At 71.1% G+C, this 18,826-nt stretch carries 17 protein-coding genes and 1 riboswitch; of the genes, 4 read left to right on the top strand and 13 right to left on the bottom strand.

Annotated features, from left to right (window positions below; translation table 11 throughout):
* The first annotated feature begins 422 nt into the window (after window positions 1-422).
* Window positions 423-2,285, top strand: a complete 1,863-nt coding sequence (locus GFH49_RS04695) for an AAA family ATPase (RefSeq protein WP_155054468.1) — start codon at window positions 423-425, stop codon at window positions 2,283-2,285.
* 64 nt (window positions 2,286-2,349) lie between these two features.
* On the opposite strand, the gene GFH49_RS04690 is transcribed toward GFH49_RS04695, so the two are convergent.
* From GFH49_RS04690 to GFH49_RS04650, 9 genes are all read right to left on the bottom strand, one after another.
* Entirely contained in the window at window positions 2,350-3,435 is a 1,086-nt protein-coding gene (locus GFH49_RS04690; RefSeq protein ID WP_155054467.1) for a hemolysin family protein, read from the bottom strand.
* Window positions 3,432-4,760 (bottom strand): hemolysin family protein, encoded by a 1,329-nt coding sequence (locus GFH49_RS04685; RefSeq protein WP_155054466.1) that lies wholly within the window; start codon window positions 4,758-4,760, stop codon window positions 3,432-3,434. The genes GFH49_RS04690 and GFH49_RS04685 overlap by 4 nt, the downstream gene beginning before the upstream one ends.
* Window positions 4,761-4,933: 173 nt before the next feature.
* A complete protein-coding gene (locus tag GFH49_RS04680) occupies window positions 4,934-5,377 on the bottom strand; it encodes a PH domain-containing protein (protein ID WP_155054465.1) in 444 nt (147 codons plus the stop codon).
* Between the two features lie 15 nt (window positions 5,378-5,392).
* On the bottom strand, window positions 5,393-6,241 hold the full coding sequence (hisG, locus tag GFH49_RS04675) for an ATP phosphoribosyltransferase (RefSeq protein ID WP_155054464.1): 849 nt from the start codon (window positions 6,239-6,241) through the stop codon (window positions 5,393-5,395).
* 45 nt (window positions 6,242-6,286) lie between these two features.
* Window positions 6,287-6,559, bottom strand: a complete 273-nt coding sequence (locus tag GFH49_RS04670; RefSeq protein ID WP_155054463.1) for a phosphoribosyl-ATP diphosphatase — start codon at window positions 6,557-6,559, stop codon at window positions 6,287-6,289.
* Window positions 6,560-6,593: 34 nt separating this feature from the next.
* Complete coding sequence (gene ribH, locus GFH49_RS04665; protein WP_155054462.1) at window positions 6,594-7,079, bottom strand: 6,7-dimethyl-8-ribityllumazine synthase; 486 nt, start codon at window positions 7,077-7,079, stop codon at window positions 6,594-6,596.
* Window positions 7,080-7,098: 19 nt separating this feature from the next.
* Window positions 7,099-8,388 (bottom strand): bifunctional 3,4-dihydroxy-2-butanone-4-phosphate synthase/GTP cyclohydrolase II, encoded by a 1,290-nt coding sequence (locus tag GFH49_RS04660; RefSeq protein WP_155054461.1) that lies wholly within the window; start codon window positions 8,386-8,388, stop codon window positions 7,099-7,101.
* Complete coding sequence (locus GFH49_RS04655) at window positions 8,385-9,026, bottom strand: nicotinamide mononucleotide transporter family protein (protein ID WP_155054460.1); 642 nt, start codon at window positions 9,024-9,026, stop codon at window positions 8,385-8,387. The genes GFH49_RS04660 and GFH49_RS04655 overlap by 4 nt, the downstream gene beginning before the upstream one ends.
* Window positions 9,023-9,628, bottom strand: coding sequence for a riboflavin synthase (locus GFH49_RS04650; protein ID WP_155054459.1), 606 nt, complete (start codon window positions 9,626-9,628; stop codon window positions 9,023-9,025). The genes GFH49_RS04655 and GFH49_RS04650 overlap by 4 nt, the downstream gene beginning before the upstream one ends.
* Window positions 9,629-9,773: 145 nt before the next feature.
* Window positions 9,774-9,904: riboswitch (FMN riboswitch) on the bottom strand.
* A gap of 389 nt (window positions 9,905-10,293) precedes the next feature.
* On the opposite strand from GFH49_RS04650, the gene GFH49_RS04645 reads away from it, so the two are divergent.
* Window positions 10,294-11,046, top strand: coding sequence for an SDR family oxidoreductase (locus tag GFH49_RS04645; protein ID WP_155054458.1), 753 nt, complete (start codon window positions 10,294-10,296; stop codon window positions 11,044-11,046).
* A gap of 143 nt (window positions 11,047-11,189) precedes the next feature.
* Here GFH49_RS04645 and GFH49_RS04640 read toward each other — a convergent pair whose 3' ends face one another.
* Entirely contained in the window at window positions 11,190-12,488 is a 1,299-nt protein-coding gene (locus GFH49_RS04640) for an ROK family transcriptional regulator (RefSeq protein WP_155054457.1), read from the bottom strand.
* 109 nt (window positions 12,489-12,597) lie between these two features.
* On the opposite strand from GFH49_RS04640, the gene GFH49_RS04635 reads away from it, so the two are divergent.
* On the top strand, window positions 12,598-13,809 hold the full coding sequence (locus GFH49_RS04635; RefSeq protein ID WP_155054456.1) for an MFS transporter: 1,212 nt from the start codon (window positions 12,598-12,600) through the stop codon (window positions 13,807-13,809).
* Window positions 13,810-13,937: 128 nt separating this feature from the next.
* Here the strand turns inward: GFH49_RS04635 and GFH49_RS04630 are convergent, their stop codons facing one another.
* Window positions 13,938-15,092, bottom strand: coding sequence for a glycoside hydrolase family 6 protein (locus GFH49_RS04630; protein ID WP_155054603.1), 1,155 nt, complete (start codon window positions 15,090-15,092; stop codon window positions 13,938-13,940).
* 195 nt (window positions 15,093-15,287) lie between these two features.
* Here GFH49_RS04630 and GFH49_RS04625 point away from each other — a divergent pair, with 195 nt between their 5' ends.
* A complete protein-coding gene (locus GFH49_RS04625; RefSeq protein ID WP_155054455.1) occupies window positions 15,288-15,974 on the top strand; it encodes a DUF5995 family protein in 687 nt (228 codons plus the stop codon).
* Between the two features lie 6 nt (window positions 15,975-15,980).
* Here the strand turns inward: GFH49_RS04625 and GFH49_RS04620 are convergent, their stop codons facing one another.
* Together GFH49_RS04620 and GFH49_RS04615 are read right to left on the bottom strand one after the other, a co-directional pair.
* A complete protein-coding gene (locus GFH49_RS04620; protein WP_155054454.1) occupies window positions 15,981-17,693 on the bottom strand; it encodes a flavin monoamine oxidase family protein in 1,713 nt (570 codons plus the stop codon).
* 92 nt (window positions 17,694-17,785) lie between these two features.
* Complete coding sequence (locus GFH49_RS04615) at window positions 17,786-18,574, bottom strand: carbon-nitrogen hydrolase family protein (protein ID WP_155054453.1); 789 nt, start codon at window positions 18,572-18,574, stop codon at window positions 17,786-17,788.
* Between the last annotated feature and the right edge of the window lie 252 nt (window positions 18,575-18,826).

Genomic DNA, 18,826 nt, shown 5'->3' with positions numbered 1-18,826 from the left:
GTCGGCCGAGTTCGCGGAGTCCCCCAACTCGGCTTGACCCGGGGGCCGTACAGGTCTTACGTTCTCAATGTGCGGCCATTTGAGAGCCGCCCACAGACGCGAGGCCCCCGGTTGTTCCCCCGTGATCGGGGGCTTCGTTCTGCCCTCTTCGCCCATTTCGGGCGCTGCCCGGCATCATCCGCTCACCCTCGGTGACCGGACCGAGTGCGCCCCATCTGCTCCCACCTCGCCAAACGGCCCGTGCGGCACCCTGGGGCGGGCCGTGCACCCGCAGGTACGATGCCCTCGTTGCGACCTTCGGACGGCTGCTCTGCGCACCGTTGCAACTCCGGTCCGCGCTACGGCGGTTCGACACCAAGGCTGCCGACGGGCACCGGGCCCGGCGGCGAACCGAACGGGGGCACGGTTTGTGGGGGGACGTGATGGACTTCGGCACGCAGGGCCCCGAGGCCCCGGCCGACCTGGCCTGGATGCGAGGCGTCGACGCCTACACCATGGGCGCTTATCCGCAGGCGGAGGAGGAGTTCCGGACCGCGGTGCGGATGGATCCCGGGATGGCCGACGGCTGGCTCGGCCTGCACGCGCTGCGCGTCGACACGACGACCGCGCTGCTGAGGATGTTCCGGCACCGGGACCGCTTCGGCGAACAGCGCGCCCGGCACCGCCGCAACCTCAACTCCTGGTACTGGCTGGGCTGGTGGGTGCAGCCCGTGCTGGAGAGCCCGCGCGACCTGCTGCTCGCGCACGCCTCCCACTGGCTGGACGGCCGCCACGTCCCTGAACTCGACCGGGCCCTCGCGGGCCTGCCACCGGTGGACACCGATCATCAGGTCCGCTTCCTGCACGCCTGCCGCGCCTATCTGGTCAAGGACTGGGAACAGCTCGTCCGGCACACCGATCCGCTGATCGGCGACCAGATGCTCGGCATCGAGGCGGGTCTGTTCGGCGGCATGGCCCGGGTCCGGCTGGAGATGTACGGCCAGGCCGAACCCCTTCTCTCCGCGGCGCTGATGCGCTGCCGCAGCGAACAGCCCCAGCGCAAGGAACTGCGCTACTGGCTGGCCCGGGCCCACGAGGGGACGGGCCGGTCGGCCGCCGCCCTCCCGCTCTACCGGGCGGTGCACCGCGTCGACCCCGCCTTCATGGACACCTCGGCCCGGCTCGCCGCGATCGCCGAGGGCGACGGGTACGACGACGCCACCGGCCTCGCGGCGATCACCCTGTCCGGTGGGCAGGACGTCATCGACGGACCGGACGCCCTCGACCCGCTCTTCGGCACCGAGGGCCGGGACCTGAAGCTGTCCGGGCCCGACCTGCCGGCCACCGGCCCGCTGTCGTCAGTGATCGATCCGGCCGTGCGGGAGAAGTCGATCGTCCCGACACCGTCCCTGCCGACCGGACCGACCGACCCCGCGCTGCTGGAGGAGGCGCTCGCCGAGCTTGAGCGCATGGTGGGCCTGGAGCCGGTGAAGCGCCAAGTCAAGGCGTTGTCGGCGCAGTTGAACATGGCCCGGCTGCGGGCGGGGCAGGGACTGCCGGTTCAGCCGCCCAAGCGGCACTTCGTGTTCTCCGGCCCGTCCGGGACGGGGAAGACCACGGTGGCGCGAATCCTGGGGCGGGTCTTCTACGCCCTCGGCCTGCTCGGCGGCGACCACCTGGTGGAAGCCCAGCGCGCCGATCTGGTCGGCGAGTACCTCGGCCAGACAGCGGTGAAGGCCAACGAACTCATCGACTCCGCGATCGGCGGCGTCCTCTTCGTCGACGAGGCCTACTCGCTCTCCAACTCCGGTTACGGCAAGGGGGACGCGTACGGCGACGAAGCGCTCCAGGTCCTGCTGAAGCGGGCCGAGGACAACCGAGACCACCTGGTGGTGATCCTGGCCGGCTACCCCGAGGGCATGGACCGTCTCCTCGCCGCCAACCCCGGCCTGTCCTCCCGCTTCACCACCCGCGTCGACTTCCCCTCCTACCGGCCCCTCGAACTCACCTCCATCGGCGAAGTACTGGCCACGGAGAACGGGGACGTCTGGGACGAGGACGCGCTGGACGAGCTGCGGTCCATCGCCGGGCACGTCGTCGACCAGGGGTGGATCGACGAGCTGGGTAACGGGCGGTTCCTGCGGACGCTGTACGAGAAGAGCTGCGCGTACCGGGATCTGCGGTTGTCGGCCTACCCCGGGACGCTGACTCGGGACGACTTGTCGACACTGCGGCTGCCGGATCTGATGCAGGCGTACGGGGAGGTGCTGTCGGGGAGGGGGCCGCAGGACCCGTCCCCGACATAACGCCGCTGAGCCTGCGGGCGGTCGTGCGGCCCGGGGCGGCACGACTCCGCAGCGGCGGCGGCAATCACCCTGCCAGTACCTCCTCCGGCGCCCCCGACCGCGGCTCGGACACCTTCGGCACAGCGGTCACCGCACGATGCGCGGGGTCCCGTACCTCCCCCACCAACAGCTCCAGCACGTCCTCCAGCGCCACCAGCCCCAGCACCTTCCCTGCCCCGTCGGCCACCTGCGCCAGGTGCGTCGCCGCGCGCCGCATCACCGTCAGCGCGTCGTCCAGCGGCAGTTCCGACCGCAGGGTCGTCATCTGCCGCCAGATCCGCTGCGGCACCGCCCGCTCGGAATCCTCCAGGTCGAGTACGTCCTTGACGTGCAGGTACCCCATGAAAGCCCCGTTGTCGGCGACGACGGGGAAGCGGGAATAGCCGGTGCGGGCGGTGAGCTCGATGATCCCGCCCGGGGTGACCGAGGGAGGCACGGTCACCAGCGACTCCCGGCCGAGGAGCACATCGGTGACCGGCCGGGAGCCAAGCTCCAGCGCGTCCTCCAGCCGCTCCTGCTCCTCGGGGTCGAGCAGACCCGCCTGGCCGGAGTCCTCCACCAGCCGGTTGAGCTGCTCGCTGGTGAAGACCGCCTCCACCTCGTCCTTGGGCTCGACGTGGAAGAGCCGCAGGATGCCCTGGGCGCAGGCGCCGAGGGCCACGGTGATCGGCTTGCAGAGGCGGGCGAAGGCGACCAGGCCGGGGCTGAGCCACAGCGCGGTCTTCTCCGGGGCGGCCATCGCGAGGTTCTTCGGGACCATCTCGCCGATGACGAGGTGGAAGAAGACGACGGTGGCGAGGGCGATGACGTAGCCCACCGGATGGATCATCGCGTGCGGAAGGTGGATCCACTCGAAGAACGGTTCCAGGATGTGCGCGACCGTCGGCTCGGCCACCGCGCCCAGCGTCAGCGAGCAGACGGTGATGCCGAACTGGGCGGCGGCCATCATCTGCGGCAGCCGTTCCAGGCCGTAGAGCACCTGCCGGGCCCGAGCCGTGCCGAGCGGTTCGATCTGGCTGCGGCGTACGGAGACCAGGGCGAACTCGGCGCCGACGAAGAAGCCGTTGGCGAGCACGAGCAGCCCGGCGAACAGCAGCTGGAGCACGCTCATCGGACGGCCTCCGCGGCGACCAGAGCGGTCCTGACCAGCCGTACCCGCTCGGCGCGGTAGTGGCCGACCTGCCGTACCGCCAGCCGCCAGCCCGGCAGTTCGGCCTTGTCGCCGACGGCCGGGATCCGGCCGAGCAGGTCGGCGACCAGGCCGGCCACCGTCTCGTACGGTCCTTCGGGCACGTCGAGGCCTATGCGCTGGAGGATGTCGACGCGGCAGCTGCCGTCGGCGTCCCACGCGGGCCTGCCGTCCTCCGGCGGGGCGGGGGCGAGTTCGGGCAGGTCCTGACCGTCGTGCTCGTCGCGGACCTCGCCGACGATCTCCTCGACGATGTCCTCCAGGGTGACGACGCCGGCCGTGCCGCCGTACTCGTCGACGACGACGGCGATGGGCTGCTCGCTGCGCAGCCGGGCCAGCAGGGGCTGCACCGGCAGGGTCTCGGGGACCAGCAGAGGCGACTGCGCGATCCGGGTGACGGGGGTGCGCAGCCGTTCGGGCGAGGGGATCGCCAGGGCGTCCTTGAGATGGACCATGCCGACGATCTCGTCGATCCGCTCGCGGTAGACCGGGAAGCGGGACAGTCCGGTGGCCCGGGTGAGGTTGACCACGTCTTCGGCGGTCGCCGAGGACTGCAGCGCGCTGACCTTCACGCGCGGGGTCATGACGTGCTGTGCGGTCAGCTCGCCGAGCGACAGGGTCCGTACGAACAGGTCCGCGGTGTCCTGTTCCAGGGCGCCGGCGCGTGCGGAGTGCCGGGCCAGGGAGACCAGTTCGCCGGGGGTGCGGGCGGAGGCCAGCTCCTCGGCGGGCTCGATGCCCAGGGTGCGGACGAGCCGGTTCGCGACCGCGTTCAGCCCGGCGATCACCGGACGGAACAGCCGTGCGAAGGCGTGCTGCGGGCCGGCGACGAAGCGCGCGACCTGCATGGGCCGGGAGACCGCCCAGTTCTTGGGCACGAGTTCGCCGATCACCATCTGCACGGCCGAGGCCAGCAGCATGCCGATGACCACGGCCACCCCGGAGACGGCTCCCTCGGGGATGCCGGTCGCGGTGATGGGCCCGTCCAGCAGCTGCGCGAGCGCCGGTTCGGCGAGCATGCCGACGACGAGGGAGGTGATGGTGATGCCGAGCTGGGTGCCGGAGAGCTGGAAGGACAGCTCCTTGAGGGACTCGACGACGGTACGGGCCCGTTGGTCGCCCTCGGCCGCGGACTTCTCTGCGTCCGTGGCCTCGACGGTGACGAGACCGAACTCGGCCGCCACGAAGAAACCGTTGGCCAGAATCAGCAGGAACGCCGCTCCCAGGAGCAGCAGGGGGATGGTCATGCCGCCGCCTCGGGATGTCGGGAGGGGGCGGCGCAGGTACTACAGGACGATCCGTCCATCGCTGGAGGAAGTCACTCCTCGGGTAGCAGGGGGCCTCTGAAGACCGGTGGCACATCAGCGGCGGAGGCGCAACGAGAACGCCTCCGCCAACAGATTAATCAAGACAGGGCCCGCTACAGCAGATCCCCCGTCGAACGGGCTTCGGCGAGTGCCCGCAGGGTCCTGGCGTCGGCGATGGCACGCTGCTTGGCGATACCCGGCTGGATGCCGAGCGCGGGCAGGCTGGTGCCGTCGCTGAGGTTGAGGAACACCCAGGGGTCGCCCGGACGCAGGTTCACCTGGAGGATTTCGGCCCATTCCAGATGTCGCCGGCTGGCGATGTTCACGACGGTCACCCCCGACTCGTCGGCGACCACCTTCGGCCGGGAGAGCACCAGGAGCACACCGCACAGCAGGGCCGCCACGAAGACGAAGCTGATGCGCTCGCCCGGGTTGAGCCGCTCCAGCAGCAGCGCGATCGTCGTGATGACGACGAAGATCGCGGCGGCGGCGGTGAGCAGGACGGCCCGGGTGCGGCCCGGCCGGAAGGTGACGGGGAGGGCAGGCAGGTCGGACATGTTCTCCACCGCCTCTCAGAGGCGGCAGGCGTGGATGGCCGTGGTCAGGATGGCCCGGGCGCCGATGTCGTACAGGTCGTCCATGATCCGCTGGGCTTCCTTGGCGGGGACCATCGCACGGACGGCGACCCAGCCCTCGTTGTGCAGCGGGGAGACGGTCGGCGACTCCAGGCCGGGCGTGAGCGCGACGGCCTTCTCCAACTGCTCGACGCGGCAGTCGTAGTCCATCATCACGTACGTCCGGGCCACCAGGACGCCCTGGAGGCGGCGCAGGAACTGCTGCACCTTGGGCTCCTCGCCGTCCGCTCCGGTACGGCGGATCACGACGGCCTCGGACTTCATGATGGGCTCGCCGATGACTTCGAGGCCCGCGTTGCGCAGGGAGGTGCCGGTCTCGACGACGTCGGCGATGACTTCGGCGACACCGAGTTCGATGGCGGTCTCGACAGCACCGTCGAGGTGGACGACGGAGGCGTCGATGCCGTGGTCGGCGAGGTGCTTCGCGACGATGCCCTCATAGGAAGTGGCGACCGTCATGCCGTCCAGGTCTTCGACGCCCTTGGCCGTGCCCGGCTTGGTGGCGTAGCGGAAGGTGGAGCGGGCGAAGCCGAGCGGGAGGATCTCCTCGGCGTTGGCGCCGGAGTCGATGAGCAGGTCGCGTCCGGTGATGCCGATGTCGAGGCGGCCTGAGGAGACGTAGATCGCGATGTCGCGGGGGCGGAGGTAGAAGAACTCGACCTCGTTGTGCGGGTCGACGATCCTCAGTTCCTTGGACTCGCGGCGCTGCTGGTAGCCGGCCTCATGCAGCATCTCCGCCGCAGGGCCGGACAGTGAACCCTTGTTGGGCACGGCGATGCGCAGCATGAGGTCGGCTTCCTTTGCTTGAAGGGTGTTGCGTGGGGCTGGGCTTCACAGGTGGGCGTAGACGTCGTCCAGGGAGATGCCGCGGGCGACCATCATCACCTGAACGTGGTAGAGCAGCTGCGAGATCTCCTCGGCGGCTGCCTCCTTGCCCTCGTACTCGGCGGCCATCCAGACCTCGGCGGCCTCTTCGACGACCTTCTTGCCGATGGCATGGACGCCCTTCTCGACCAGCTCTGCGGTGCGGGAAGTGGCGGGATCGCCGTCTGCGGCCTTCTGCTGGAGCTCGGCGAAGAGCTCCTCGAACGTCTTCTTGGACATGGTGGCGCCCACTTTACGCGGTGTCCCGGCCCACCTAGCGCCACGGCTCGGATACTGAGCGGAGGGTCGCCGCCGTCGCCACCGCGGCCGTCACCGCCTCGTGCCCCTTGTCCTCGTTGGAGCCGGGCAGCCCGGCCCGGTCGAGGGCCTGTTCCTCGGTGTCGCAGGTCAGCACGCCGAAGCCGACGGGGACGCCGGTGTCGGCGGAGACCTGGGTGAGGCCCTGGGTGACGCCCTGGCAGACGTACTCGAAGTGGGGAGTGCCGCCGCGGATGACGACACCGAGGGCGACGATCGCGTCGTAGCCGCGGCCCGCCAGCACCTTGGCGACGACGGGGAGTTCCCAGCTGCCGGGGACCCTCAGCAGGGTCGGCTCGTCGATGCCGAGGTCGTGCAGGGCGCGCAGGGCGCCGTCCACCAGGCCGTCCATCACCTTCTCGTGCCACTGTGCCGCGATGACGGCGACCCGCAGGTCGCCCACATTGCGTACGGACAGTTCCGGTGCACCTTTGCCGCTCACGTCTCTCCTCGTCGCTCTCTCACTGGTTGCCGCAGGCGGACACGGTGGTCGTGTCCAGCCAGGGCAGGTCGTGCCCCATCCGGTCCCGCTTGGTGCGCAGGTAGCGGAGGTTGTGCTCGCCCGCCTGTACGGGCATCGGCTCGCGGTCGATGACCTTGAGGCCGTGCCGGACGAGCGCGTCGGTCTTGTCGGGGTTGTTGGTCATCAGGCGCACGCTGCGGATGCCGAGGTCTTCGAGGATCTGGGCGCCGGCGCCGTAGTCCCGGGCGTCGGCGGGCAGGCCGAGTTCCAGGTTGGCGTCGAGGGTGTCGCGACCGCGCTCCTGAAGCTCGTACGCCCGCAGTTTGGACAGCAGGCCGATGCCTCGGCCCTCGTGGCCGCGCAGATATACCACCACTCCCCTGCCCTCGGCCTGGATGCGCTCCATGGAGGCCTGCAGCTGGGGACCGCAGTCGCAGCGCAGGGAGTGGAAGATGTCGCCGGTGAGGCATTCGGAGTGGACGCGGACGAGGACGTCCTCACCGTCGCCGATCTCGCCGTGCACCAAAGCGACATGCTCGACGCCGTCGACGGTGGAGCGGTAGCCGTAGGCCGTGAAGTCGCCGAAGGCGGTGGGGAGTTGGGTCTCGGCCTCGCGGCGGACGGTGGGCTCCGAGGTGCGGCGGTAGGCGATCAGGTCCTCGATGGAGACGATCGTCAGGCCGTGCCTGCGGGCGAACGGGATCAGTTCCGGGAGGCGGAGCATACGGCCGTCCTCTCCCGCGATCTCGACGATCGCGCCGGCCGGGCGCAGTCCGGCGAGGCGGGCGAGGTCGACGGCGGCCTCGGTGTGGCCGTTGCGCACCAGCACTCCGCCGGACCTGGCACGCAGCGGGAAGATGTGGCCGGGGCGGACGAAGTCGTCGGCCTGTGCGTCACCGCGCGCGAGGAGCTGGAGTGTGGTGGCGCGGTCGGTCGCGGAGATGCCGGTGCTCACGCCGTGCGCCGTGGAGGCGTCCACGGAGACGGTGAACGCGGTCTTCATGGACTCGGTGTTGTCCTCGACCATCTGCGGCAGCCGCAGCCGGTCCAGTTCATCGCCCTCCATGGGGGCGCAGATCAGGCCACGGCACTCGCTCATCATGAAGGCGACGATCTCCGGGGTCGCCATCTCGGCGGCGACGACGAGGTCGCCCTCGTTCTCCCGGTCCTCGTCGTCGACGACCACGACCGGGCGGCCGGCGGCGATGTCCGCGATGGCCTGCTCGATCGGGTCGAGAGACCAGTTTTCGATGTTGTCGGTGCTGTACAGGACAGGTGCCGCGCTCATGCCGGCGCTCCTTCCAGAACGGGCCGCGCGTCGTTGCGGGAGCGCAGCCACCAGTCGCGCATGCCCCACAGGACGAGTGCGCCGTAGATGACGTAGACGTAGCCGGAGAAGACGTAGCCGTTGGCGAAGTTGAGCGGCACGCCGACGAGGTCGACGAGCAGCCACGCGAACCAGAACTCGACCATGCCGCGGGCCTGGGCGTACATGGCGACGAGGGTGCCGACGAAGATGTACGCGTCCGGCCAGGGGTCCCAGGACAGGGACGGGTATGCCGTGAAAAGCAGGGCCACCGCGACCGTGCCCGCGGCGGCGGCGGCGACCATCGCCGCGCGCTCGGGCCAGGTGGCGAACCGGACGGAGATGTGGCCGTCCGCCGCGCGCTCCTCGCCGCGCTGCCACCGCCACCAGCCGTACAGCGCTACGGCCATGACGACCGCCTGCTTGCCGGCGCTGCCCGTCAGATGGCCGAAGAACGCGCCGAAGAGGATGAGGCCAGCGGCGAACTGCACCGGCCAGGTCCACAGGGAGCGCTGCCAGCCGAGGGCGAGGGCGATCAGGCCGACGACGTTGCCGGCCATGTCCGACCAGATGATGTGCTGGTCGAAGACGACGAACGCCTCGGAGTTCAGCCAGTTCACCGGTCCGCCTCTCGGCCCGCCGCGAGAAGCCGCTCGACGTACTTGGCGATGACGTCGACCTCAAGGTTGACCGGGTCGCCGGGCTGCTTGAGGCCGAGCGTGGTCAGGGCGAGGGTGGTGGGGATCAGGCTGACGGAGAAGTAGTCGGGGCCCGCGTCGACGACGGTGAGGCTGATGCCGTCGACGGTGATGGAGCCCTTCTCGACGACATAGCGCGCGAGGTCCGAGGGGAGGGAGATCTTCACGATCTCCCAGTTGTCGGACGGCTTGCGCTCCAGGACCTCGCCGGTGCCGTCGACATGGCCCTGCACGATGTGCCCGCCGAGGCGTGCGCCGACCGCGGTGGGGCGTTCGAGGTTGACGCGGGAGCCTACGGCGAGGACGCCCAGGCTGGAGCGGTTGAGGGTCTCGGCCATGACGTCGGCGGTGAACTCGTCGCCCTCGTGGTCGACCACGGTGAGACAGACGCCGTTCACGGCGATGGAGTCGCCGTGCTTCGCGCCCTCGGTGACGACGGGGCCGCGCAGTCGGAAGCGGGAGGCGTCGCCGAGGTTCTCGACGGCGGTGATCTCGCCCAGCTCTTCGACGATTCCGGTGAACACTTCCCGGGTCCTCCTGCCTCTTCGGGCACGGACTCCGGGGCTGTCGATGACGACAGGATCAACGGACTGCGGCATTGGGGCTGCGCCGTACGAACCCGCCCCTGAGGGGACGAGATGATCGGCGGCGCGCACGAATGCCCGCCCGCCGCGCACTGCCTCCCATCCGGACTTTAACCGTCGGTCCAGGAATTTCACCTGGTCAACCGATCGCTGGAGGCGACCGGGTCGCGGACTTTAACCGCCGGTTCGGAGTTTCACCGACCCCGGAGTGCGCTGCTTCTGGTACAGCAAGTGTGCCACGCCTGATCGAGATCTATACGGGCGGAGGTTGTGGAGTGGCTCACAAGGGGCGCGTCTGGACTTTCCACGCTGCTCATGGCGGCACAAGTCACGCGGAGCACCGCGACCTTGAGAGTGGTCCACACCTATTGACCCACTGGTCTAGTCCTTTCTAGGATCGGCCCCAAGGTCTCACCCCGAGCAGACCGGCCCGGCGGCGGTGACGACGGCCCTTGCCCGTCGCCGGGCCCTGCCACTCCCCGTCTGTACGCGGCCGGCAGGGTGACGGCTCGGCAGCGCGTGTCACATTTCGGGAGGCTGTCCGGTCCTGTCTGGTGAGGGGCGCTCCAGCCGGGAGCACCCGGCGCCGAAGGGACTGAAGCAGCATGACCACGATCCTCGTGACCGGCGGTACCGGAACGCTCGGCCGGATCGTCACCGAGCGACTGCGTGCGGACGGGCACGAGGTGCGGGTGCTCAGCAGGCACGCGCAGCCGTACGCCGTCGATCTGCGCGAGGGCGGCAGCGGGCTGGACGAGGCTGTCGCCGGTGTGGACACGATCGTGCACTGCGCGACCACGCCGCGCGGCGACGAGCAGGCCGCGAACCATCTCGTCGCAGCCGCGCGCCGGGCGGGTGTGGGCCATCTGGTCTACATCTCGATCGTCGGTGTGGACCGGGTGCCGTTCGGCTACTACAAGACCAAGCTCGCCGTGGAGAAGCTGATCGAGGGGTCGGGGCTGGGCTGGACGGTGCTGCGCGCGACCCAGTTCCACGATCTGCTGGTGCAGGTGTTCGGGATGCTCGCCAAGCCGCCCGTGATGCTGCTGCCGGCCGGTGTCTCCGACCAGCCGATCGAGGTGGCCGAGGTCGCGAACCGGCTCGCCGAGCTGGCCGCGGGTGGTCCTGCCGGACGCGTCGAGGACATGGGAGGACCGGCGGTACGGTCCTTGGAATCGCTGGCCCGCGCGTATCTCGACGTGACCGGGCGCAGGCGGCGGATCGTGAACGTCCCCCTGGCGGGCCGCACGTACCGGGCATTCCGCGCGGGCGGGCACCTCACGCCAGAACTGGCCGTGGGGAAGGGAACGTTCGAGGAGTACCTCGCGGCCCGGCTCGAAGGAAGGCGACACCCCTGAGCAGCCTGCCCACCGACTACCGCACCCCCGACACGAACAACTCCCCCTGAGCCCGGGCGCGAGCAGACAACAACGCCCCACGCAACGAAACCGGCCATGAGGGAGGGACGTTCGAGGACAGCCGGGAGCGGCGTGCCCGCCGGCTACCGGTCCCCCGGCGCGAACAGTTCCTCCTGAGCCCGGGCGCGAGCGGTCAGCAGGGCGCCGCGCAGCACCGCGCCGCCCCCCAGGCTGCTGGCGCGTACCTCCGTGGGCAGCGGCGACATCCGGGTGAGGCGCATGTGCACCCGGGCCGCCAGCTCATCCCCACCGGCCCGGCCGACCTCGCCCGCCAGCACCACACAACCGGGGTCCAGTACGGAGACGACGGCGGCGGCGCCCAGGACGACGCGGTCGGCGAGGGCGTCGAGGAAGCGGTGGGCTGCTTCGACCTCGGCGGCCGGGCCCTCAGCGCCGCCATCGATGACGCGTCCGGCCGCGTCGAGCACGCCTTCCGCTGCCGCTGCCACCCGCCCCACCGCCGCACGCACCAGCCGGGCCGCATGCGGCTCGTCGGCCGCGCCGGATGCGGTGACCCCGTGCTCCGCCGCCAGCGTCGCGATCGCCGCCGCGCCGGCCAGGGAGTGGAAGCCGCCCTCGCAGCCGGTCGCCGACGGCAGGCCGGCGGTACCCGGTACCGGCAGGAAGCCGAGTTCGCCCGTGCCGCCGGAGGCGCCGCGGCGGAGTCGGCCGTCGAGGACGACGGCGGCGCCGATGCCCATGCCGAGCCAGAGCAGGACGAAGGTGTCGCGGTCCCGGGTGGCGCCGTCGCGCATCTCGGCCAGGGCGGCGAGGTTGGTCTCGTTCTCGACGCTGAGGCGGGCGTCCGGAAGGCGTTCCTGGAGGGCGGCCACCAGTCGGCGATGCCACTCCGGCAGGCCCGAGGAGTCCCGCAGTTCACCGTCGGCCGGGTCGATCAGGCCGGGCACGCCGATCCCTACGGTGTGCAGCCGCCCCCATTCCCTGACGGGCCCGCGTGGAGGCGCCGCCAGCGCCCCCGCCTCCTTCACCGCGCGTTCGACCAGCGTGACCGCCTGCTCCACCGCCGGTCCCGTGCCGGTGCCGTCGCCGATCGGCACGGACGCCTCGGCGAGCACCCTGCCGAGCAGGTCGGAGACGACGACGGAGACGCCCTCGGTGCGGACGTCGAGCGCGGCCAGATGGGCCCGGTCGGCGACGATACCGTACACCTTCGCGTTCGGCCCGCGCCGCTGCTCGCCCGACTCCCCCACGACCTCGATCAGCCCGGAGGCGGCGAGACGTTCGACCAGGTCGGCGACGGTCGGCCGGGACAGGCCGGTCAGCTGCTTCAACTGCCCCGCCGTCAACGGACCCTCCTGCTGGAGCAGACGCAGGGCGAGCCGGTCGTTGATGGCTCGGGCGGTACTCGGGGATGCGGGCATGCCGGGATCCTTCCAGATCGGGCGACCGGTAATCCGCTATCTATCAGGCAGGGTTCCTGATAGTTTACGCGGCGCCAGCGGGGACCATGAGCGAGGGAGGGGCCGGAGAATGAGCGCAGTGGTGTACGACCTACGTGAGGTGAGGCGGGCCCGGTATGCCGTGGCCGCCGTCTTCGCCGTGCACGGCGCCGTCACCGGCTCCTTCGCGACCCGCGTGCCGTGGATCCAGGACCATGCCGGGGTGAGCGCGGGCCAGTTGGGGCTCGCTCTCGCCTTCCCGGCGCTCGGCGCCTCCGTCGCGATGCCGCTCGCGGGCCGGATCAGCCACCGCTTCGGCGCGCGGAACGCCCTGCGCGGCCTGACCGCACTGTGGACGCTCTCGCTGACCCTGCCCGCCCTCGCCCCGAACCTGCTGACGCTGTGCCTGGCCCTGTTCACGTACGGCGCCACGGCGGGTATGGCGGACGTGGCGATGAACGCGCTCGGCGTCGAGGTGGAGAACCGCCTGGGCAAGTCGATCATGTCCGGCCTGCACGGCATGTGGAGCGCGGGCGCCCTGATCGGCTCGGCGGGCGGCACGCTCGCCGCGCACCTCGGCGCGGACGCCCGGCTGCACCACGCCCTGGCGGCGGCCGTCCTGACCGTACTCGGCGTGGCCGCGTGCGCCTGGGTGCTCGACCTCCAGCCCGCCGAGGACGAGGAACCGCCGCCGCGCTTCGCGCTGCCGCCCAGGTCGGCGCTGCTCGTCGGCGCGGTCGGGTTCTGCGCGGTGTTCGCGGAGGGCGCGAGCCTGGACTGGTCGGCGGTCTATCTGCGTGACCAGCTGCAGGCGTCGGCCGCTCTGGCGGCGGCCTGCACCACGGGCTTCACCCTCACCATGGCGATCGCCCGGATCGCCGGGGACAAGGTGGTGGACCGGTACGGCTCCGTGCGCACCGTGCGTGCGAGCGGCGTGCTCGCCGTTCTCGGCGGACTGCTGATCGTCGTCTCGGATCATCCGGCGGTGGCGATGAGCGGCTTCGCGCTGATGGGCCTGGGCATCGCGGTGGTCGTGCCGCTGTGCTTCGCCGCGGCTGGGCGCAGCGGGTCCAATCCCAGTCTGGCCATCGCGGGCGTCGCGACGATCACGTACACCTCAGGTCTGATCGCGCCGGGCGCGATCGGCACGCTGGCCCAGGCGACCAGCCTGATGGTGTCGTTCGGGCTGGTGACCGTGTTGTCCGGCGGGCTCGTCGCCTTCGCGAGCGTGCTGCGCGCGGGCGACCGGGACCGGCCGAAGGTCAGCGCGCCGGACGCGACGGTGCCCGCCCCTCGGCCCTGAGGGGGTCGGTGGGCGACCGGGGCGGGGGCGGGGTATGGCGCAGCCCGGCGTGACCGGGTGCCTCCCCCGGTACGACTGCGGCTGCCGGCCAGGTGGGTGGGCACGTCGGAGAGCACGCCGCCGAAGGCTCAGCGTGCCAAGTCGTAGGCGTACGACGGGGTGAACGTGCCGGGTGCGCCCTTGCAGCCGTCGGACTCACCCGGGAGCTTCACCCACAGGTATCCGTCGATCCCTGGCTCCCCCGTGTTCAGGGTCGGCGTCCGCCCGAGCTTGCGGCCGGCCGGGTCGCACCACTGGCCGTCGGCCGGGGCGCCGTTGCCGTTGCGGCTGGTGTCGATGACGGCGCCGAGCGAGGCTGCGGGCCCGCCGAGGGCGTCGAGGACCAGTCGGTCGTAGGCGGTCTCGTCGTCCGTGCGGTGGAAGTTGGAGACGTTGCTGAAGATGCCGTCGGACGAGACGGCCGAGGCGGCGCCCGCCTGCTTCAGCAGTGCCGCCTGCTTGGCCGCCGGGTTCCAGCCGGAGTGGCCCGCGTCGAAGTAGACCCGTGCCTTGGGGTTCGCGGCCTTGAGGGCGCGGCCGGCGCGGGCCAGGGAGGCGAAGCGGTCGGCGCGGGCACCGGCCGAGAGGCAGCCGGACTGGGCGATCGAGTCCGGCTCCAGGATCACGATGACGTCACCGGAGCCCAGCCCCGCCGCGAAGGCGTCGATCCAGGCGTCGTACGCCCCGAGGTCGGGCGCACCGCCCTGGGAGGCCCCGCCGCAGTCGCGGTCCGGGATGGCGTAGGGCACGACCACCGGCACCCGGCCCTGCGCCGTGCCGCCGGAGGTGACCGCGCGGACCCGGGCGGTGATGGTGGCCGGCGTGTAGTCGGCGAACCACACCGCCGCCGGATGATCGGCGATACGGGACTCGATGACCGCGTGACGCGGGTCGCCGGGGTGGGCGCGGACCCAGTCGAGCACCTGGGACTCGGGGTGACGGTAGAGCCGCGTGGGCACGGTCGCGGTCGGCTGCCTCGGCTCCGTCCTCGTGGGCGAGGGGGTCGCGCTCGCTGCCTCCCGCTTCTTCGGAGGAGACGAGGGAGAAGAGCGGGAAGAGGAAGGGGCCGGGGAGGTGGACGCCTTTGTCGACGGAGACGCCGACGGAACCGCGGGCAGCGGTTCCAGACGTGGCGAACTGGTCACCTCGGGCCTGGCCTCGTCGGAGCCGCGTCCGTCGTCGAGCGCGGACAACGTGCCGGTCACCGTGGCGACGGCGACCACGACGGAGGCCACCGCGACCATGGCGCCGCGCCGGGCGGCGCTTCTGCGCTCGGCCCTGCGTGCGGCCAGGCGGCGGGCACGTAAGCCTGACACGGTCCGGCTCCCCCCGTTCTTCCCCTGCTGTTCTCCCCCTGCGCGACGGACGCGTTACCCCATTCCGGGGAAGCCGCGGGCCCGCCGGTACCCCGGCCAGCCTAGGACTGGGACCCTGCCTGCATGGCGCAATCGGAACAGATCACCACACCCGTCGACACGGTCGTCTCCCGTATGCGCGCTCTCGACGCGGCCCTGCCCGAGCGGGACGGGCTCGCCGTGTTCAACCGCGTCTACCTCACCGTCACGGAGGCCGTCGACCGGCGTATCGACGAGGGCCGGTTCGCCGATGCCCGGGCCGCGATCACGCTGGATGTGCGGTTCGCGGAGCGGTACTTGGCAGCGGTGGACGCGGTCGCCGGCGAGCGGCGCCCGCCGGCCTGCTGGCGGCCCCTGTTCCAGTACCGCCGCCATCCCGGGGTACGTCCACTGCAGTTCGCGCTGGCGGGCATCAATGCGCACATCGGCCACGATCTGGCGCTCGCCGTCGTGGACGCCTGCCGTACGCTCGGCTGCGAACCCGCCGAGCTGGAGGACGAGTTCGACCGCGTGGGTGATCTCCTCGTCTCGCTGGAGGAGCGCATCCGCGAAGATCTGATGCCGGGCCCCGATCTCCTCCAGATCGCCGACCCGCTCACCCATCTGCTGGGCTCGTGGAGCCTGGAGCGGGCCCGGGACGCCACCTGGTCGACGGCCCGCGCGCTGTGGGCTCTGCGTGAACTCCCCGATGTCGCCGAGGAGTTCACCGAGCGTCTGGACGCGGTGGTGGGGTTCGCGGGGCGGATGCTGCTCACCCCGCTGCCGGGCTGATCCGGGTCAGTCCTCCGGCAGCTCCACCGGCGCGATCTCGTCGTACACGTCGCCCGGGCCGGGGTTGGTCGCGTCGGTCGCCCCGCCGAAGTGGTGCATGACGCCCCACACCGCGTTCAGCGCGGTCTGGATCGCGCCCTCGGCCCAGCCCGCCGTCCAGGAGATGTCGTCGCCGGCGAGGAAGATGCCGCGCTTGTCCTCGGGCAGCCGGTCCTGCATGAAGTGCGTGAACAGGCGCCGCTGGTAGCGGTAGTGGCCGGGCAGGTTGGCCTTGAACGCGCCCATGAAGTAGGGCTCGTTCTCCCAGGACACCGTCACCGGACTGCCGATGACGTGCCCCCGGATGTCCACCTTCGGATAGATCTCGCCGAGCGACTTCAGCATGACCTCCATCCGCTCGTTCGCGGACAGCGGCAGCCACTTCAGGCTGTCGTCGCACCAGGTGTACGACAGACAGATCACCGCGGGCCGGTCGGGGCCGTCGTCGAGGAGGTAAGTCCCGCGCGTCATACGGTCGGTGAGGGTCATCGACATGACGTCCCGGCCGGTCGGATCTCCCCTGTCGTCGACGGCCTTGTCGAGCCAGAAGGGCCGGTCGACGGGCACGAAGAGCTTGGAACTCTCCATGTAGTGGGTGCGCTCGATCGCCGTCCAGTGGTCGATCGGGAAGAGCGAGTCGTCGCAGGCGATCTTGGAGAGCAGCATCCAGGACTGCGCGGTGAAGACGGCCGCCCTGAAGGTGCGGATGTCGCCGTTCGCGTCGGTGACGGTGATGTGGTCGCCGGCGGTGCGGTGCAGACGGGTCACGGCGGGGCGCGGCTCGCCGTTGTCGTGCAGGGACTTCAGCGAGGTGCCGTACGCCCAGTGCACGATCTTCGCCGGCTCGCGCTCCCACAGCCGCAGCGGGAGCTGCTGCGAGCCGCCCACGATGCCGCGGTGGTGGTCGTCGGCCTCGGTGTAGACGACGCGCAGGATCTCCAGGATCGAGTTGGGGAAGTCGGTGTCCCAGCCGCCGGTGCCGAAGCCGACCTGGCCGAAGATCTCGCGGTGCCGGAAGGAGCTGAAGGCCTCGGAGTCGCAGAGGAAGCCGTAGAAGGTCTGATTGTCGAGCCGCTCGACGAGCTTCGCCCAGATCTCCCGGATGCGCGGCACATCGCGCTCGCGCAGGGCCCGGTTCATGGCGGAGAAGTCGGCGCCGTCCTCCAGACACCTGTTCCAGGCGTCGGCGACATCCCGGTAGACCTGCGGCAGGTCGTCGGGCGTCTCGGCGTAGTGCGACTCGCCCTTGAGGTCGACGACGGTCGACGGGGTCGCCTCCGCAAGGGGGTTGGGGAAGGGCCGGGTCTGAAGACCCACGAGGTCGATGTAGTGCTGGAGCGCCGTGGAGGACGGCGGGAACCGCATCGCGCCCATCTCGGCGGTGAGGGACGGGTCGCAGCCCTCGAAGCCGACGGTCCGCAGCCGGCCGCCGATCCGGTCGGCCTCGTAGACGACGGGCTTGAGGCCCATCTTCATCAGCTCGTAGGCGGCCACGATGCCGGAGAGCCCGCCGCCGATGACCGCGACCTCGGTGCCGTGTTCGGTCGCGGGTATCTGGCCGAGGCCCGCCGGGTGGGCGAGGAAGTCGTCGTAGGCGTACGGGAAGTCCGGACCGAACATGGTGATCGGCGGCTGCTGCGCGTCGGCGTGCTGGACGGCGTTGGGCACCGTGGACGTCATGGGGTACGGACTCCTTTCAGGGCGAAGATGAGGGTGGAGATCGAAGGGAGAACGGGGGGAGAGGGGCGGAGAGGGGGGAAGAAGGGGGGATTTCAGACCAGGGAGCCGTAGAGGCCGGGGCGGCGGTCCCGGAGATACGGGTTGGCCTCGCGGGAGGCGGCGAGGAAGGCCGGGTCGACGTCCGCGAGGAGCAGCTCCTCGCCGCGGCCGGCCCGGGTGCGGGCGATCCCGTCGGGTCCGGCCAGCGTGGAGAGCCCGACGAACTCGAACTCGCCTTCTCCGCCGACCCGGTTGACGTACGCGACGTACATCTGGTTCTCGAAGGCCCGCACCGGGACGACGGACTCGGCGACGAACTGGAACGGGTGCATCTGCGCGGTCGGCACCAGGAGGAGGTCGGTGCCGGCGACGGCGTGGGCGCGCACGTTCTCCGGGAACTCGACGTCGTAGCAGATCAGGAAGCCGACGCGGAGGCCGTTCAGCTCGGCCTGGACGACCGGCTGCTCGCCCGGGGTGAAGTGGTCGCGCTCGAAGCAGCCGAAGAGGTGGGTCTTGCGGTAGTTCGCGAGACGGGTGCCGTCGGCGGAGATCAGCTGGACGGAGTTGAACACGGTCTCGCCGGAGCGCTCGGGATAGCCGTAGGCGATCGCGAGGCCGTGCCGCGTCGCGGTCTCGGCGACGGCGTCGGCCCCCTCGCCGTCGGCGTGTCCGGCGAGGCGGGCGATGTCGTCGCCGATGGCGTACCCGGTCAGGAACATCTCCGGCGCGACCAGCAGTCCGGCACCCGCGACCGCCGCCCGGCCCGCCGCCTCGTCGAGGACCTTGAGGTTCTCGGCGACGGAGCCGGGGCGGCCGGAGCTCTGGAGCAGGGCGGTGCGCATGCGTGATCCTCACCGGGACGGAAGGGCGGTCGTGGGGGCCACGTAGACGGTACGGGCGGCCTGCTCGGGCGGACAAGGAGAAGCCGTTGCGCGCCGGTGAGCGGATCGTTGCGTCTGTTCCGGCTCCGGCGCCGATTCGTTGCGCGCGTCCACGGAACACCGGCGGCGTCCACGGTGCCGGGGCATTTGATCTCCCGCAGTCGCGCCACGACGACCCGCAGCGGTTCCGGGTCGGTTCTGCCCCGGGGCCAT

Origin of the sequence: Streptomyces blattellae, from assembly GCF_009709555.1 — a bacterium.
Classification (GTDB): Bacteria; Actinomycetota; Actinomycetes; order Streptomycetales; family Streptomycetaceae; genus Streptomyces; species Streptomyces blattellae.
This window is presented reverse-complemented; position numbering and strand designations above follow the sequence as displayed.

Bases quoted from the DNA above. Each gene is read 5' to 3' on its own strand.
- GFH49_RS04695 (WP_155054468.1), top strand. From the start codon at position 423: ATGGACTTCGGCACGCAGGGCCCCGAGGCCCCGGCCGACCTGGCCTGG.
- GFH49_RS04690 (WP_155054467.1), bottom strand. From the start codon at position 3,435: ATGAGCGTGCTCCAGCTGCTGTTCGCCGGGCTGCTCGTGCTCGCCAAC.
- GFH49_RS04685 (WP_155054466.1), bottom strand. From the start codon at position 4,760: ATGACCATCCCCCTGCTGCTCCTGGGAGCGGCGTTCCTGCTGATTCTG.
- GFH49_RS04680 (WP_155054465.1), bottom strand. From the start codon at position 5,377: ATGTCCGACCTGCCTGCCCTCCCCGTCACCTTCCGGCCGGGCCGCACC.
- hisG (WP_155054464.1), bottom strand. From the start codon at position 6,241: ATGCTGCGCATCGCCGTGCCCAACAAGGGTTCACTGTCCGGCCCTGCG.
- GFH49_RS04670 (WP_155054463.1), bottom strand. From the start codon at position 6,559: ATGTCCAAGAAGACGTTCGAGGAGCTCTTCGCCGAGCTCCAGCAGAAG.
- GFH49_RS04660 (WP_155054461.1), bottom strand. From the start codon at position 8,388: ATGAGCGCGGCACCTGTCCTGTACAGCACCGACAACATCGAAAACTGG.
- GFH49_RS04645 (WP_155054458.1), top strand. From the start codon at position 10,294: ATGACCACGATCCTCGTGACCGGCGGTACCGGAACGCTCGGCCGGATC.
- GFH49_RS04640 (WP_155054457.1), bottom strand. From the start codon at position 12,488: ATGCCCGCATCCCCGAGTACCGCCCGAGCCATCAACGACCGGCTCGCC.
- GFH49_RS04635 (WP_155054456.1), top strand. From the start codon at position 12,598: ATGAGCGCAGTGGTGTACGACCTACGTGAGGTGAGGCGGGCCCGGTAT.
- GFH49_RS04630 (WP_155054603.1), bottom strand. From the start codon at position 15,092: ATGGTCGCGGTGGCCTCCGTCGTGGTCGCCGTCGCCACGGTGACCGGC.
- GFH49_RS04625 (WP_155054455.1), top strand. From the start codon at position 15,288: ATGGCGCAATCGGAACAGATCACCACACCCGTCGACACGGTCGTCTCC.
- GFH49_RS04620 (WP_155054454.1), bottom strand. From the start codon at position 17,693: ATGACGTCCACGGTGCCCAACGCCGTCCAGCACGCCGACGCGCAGCAG.
- GFH49_RS04615 (WP_155054453.1), bottom strand. From the start codon at position 18,574: ATGCGCACCGCCCTGCTCCAGAGCTCCGGCCGCCCCGGCTCCGTCGCC.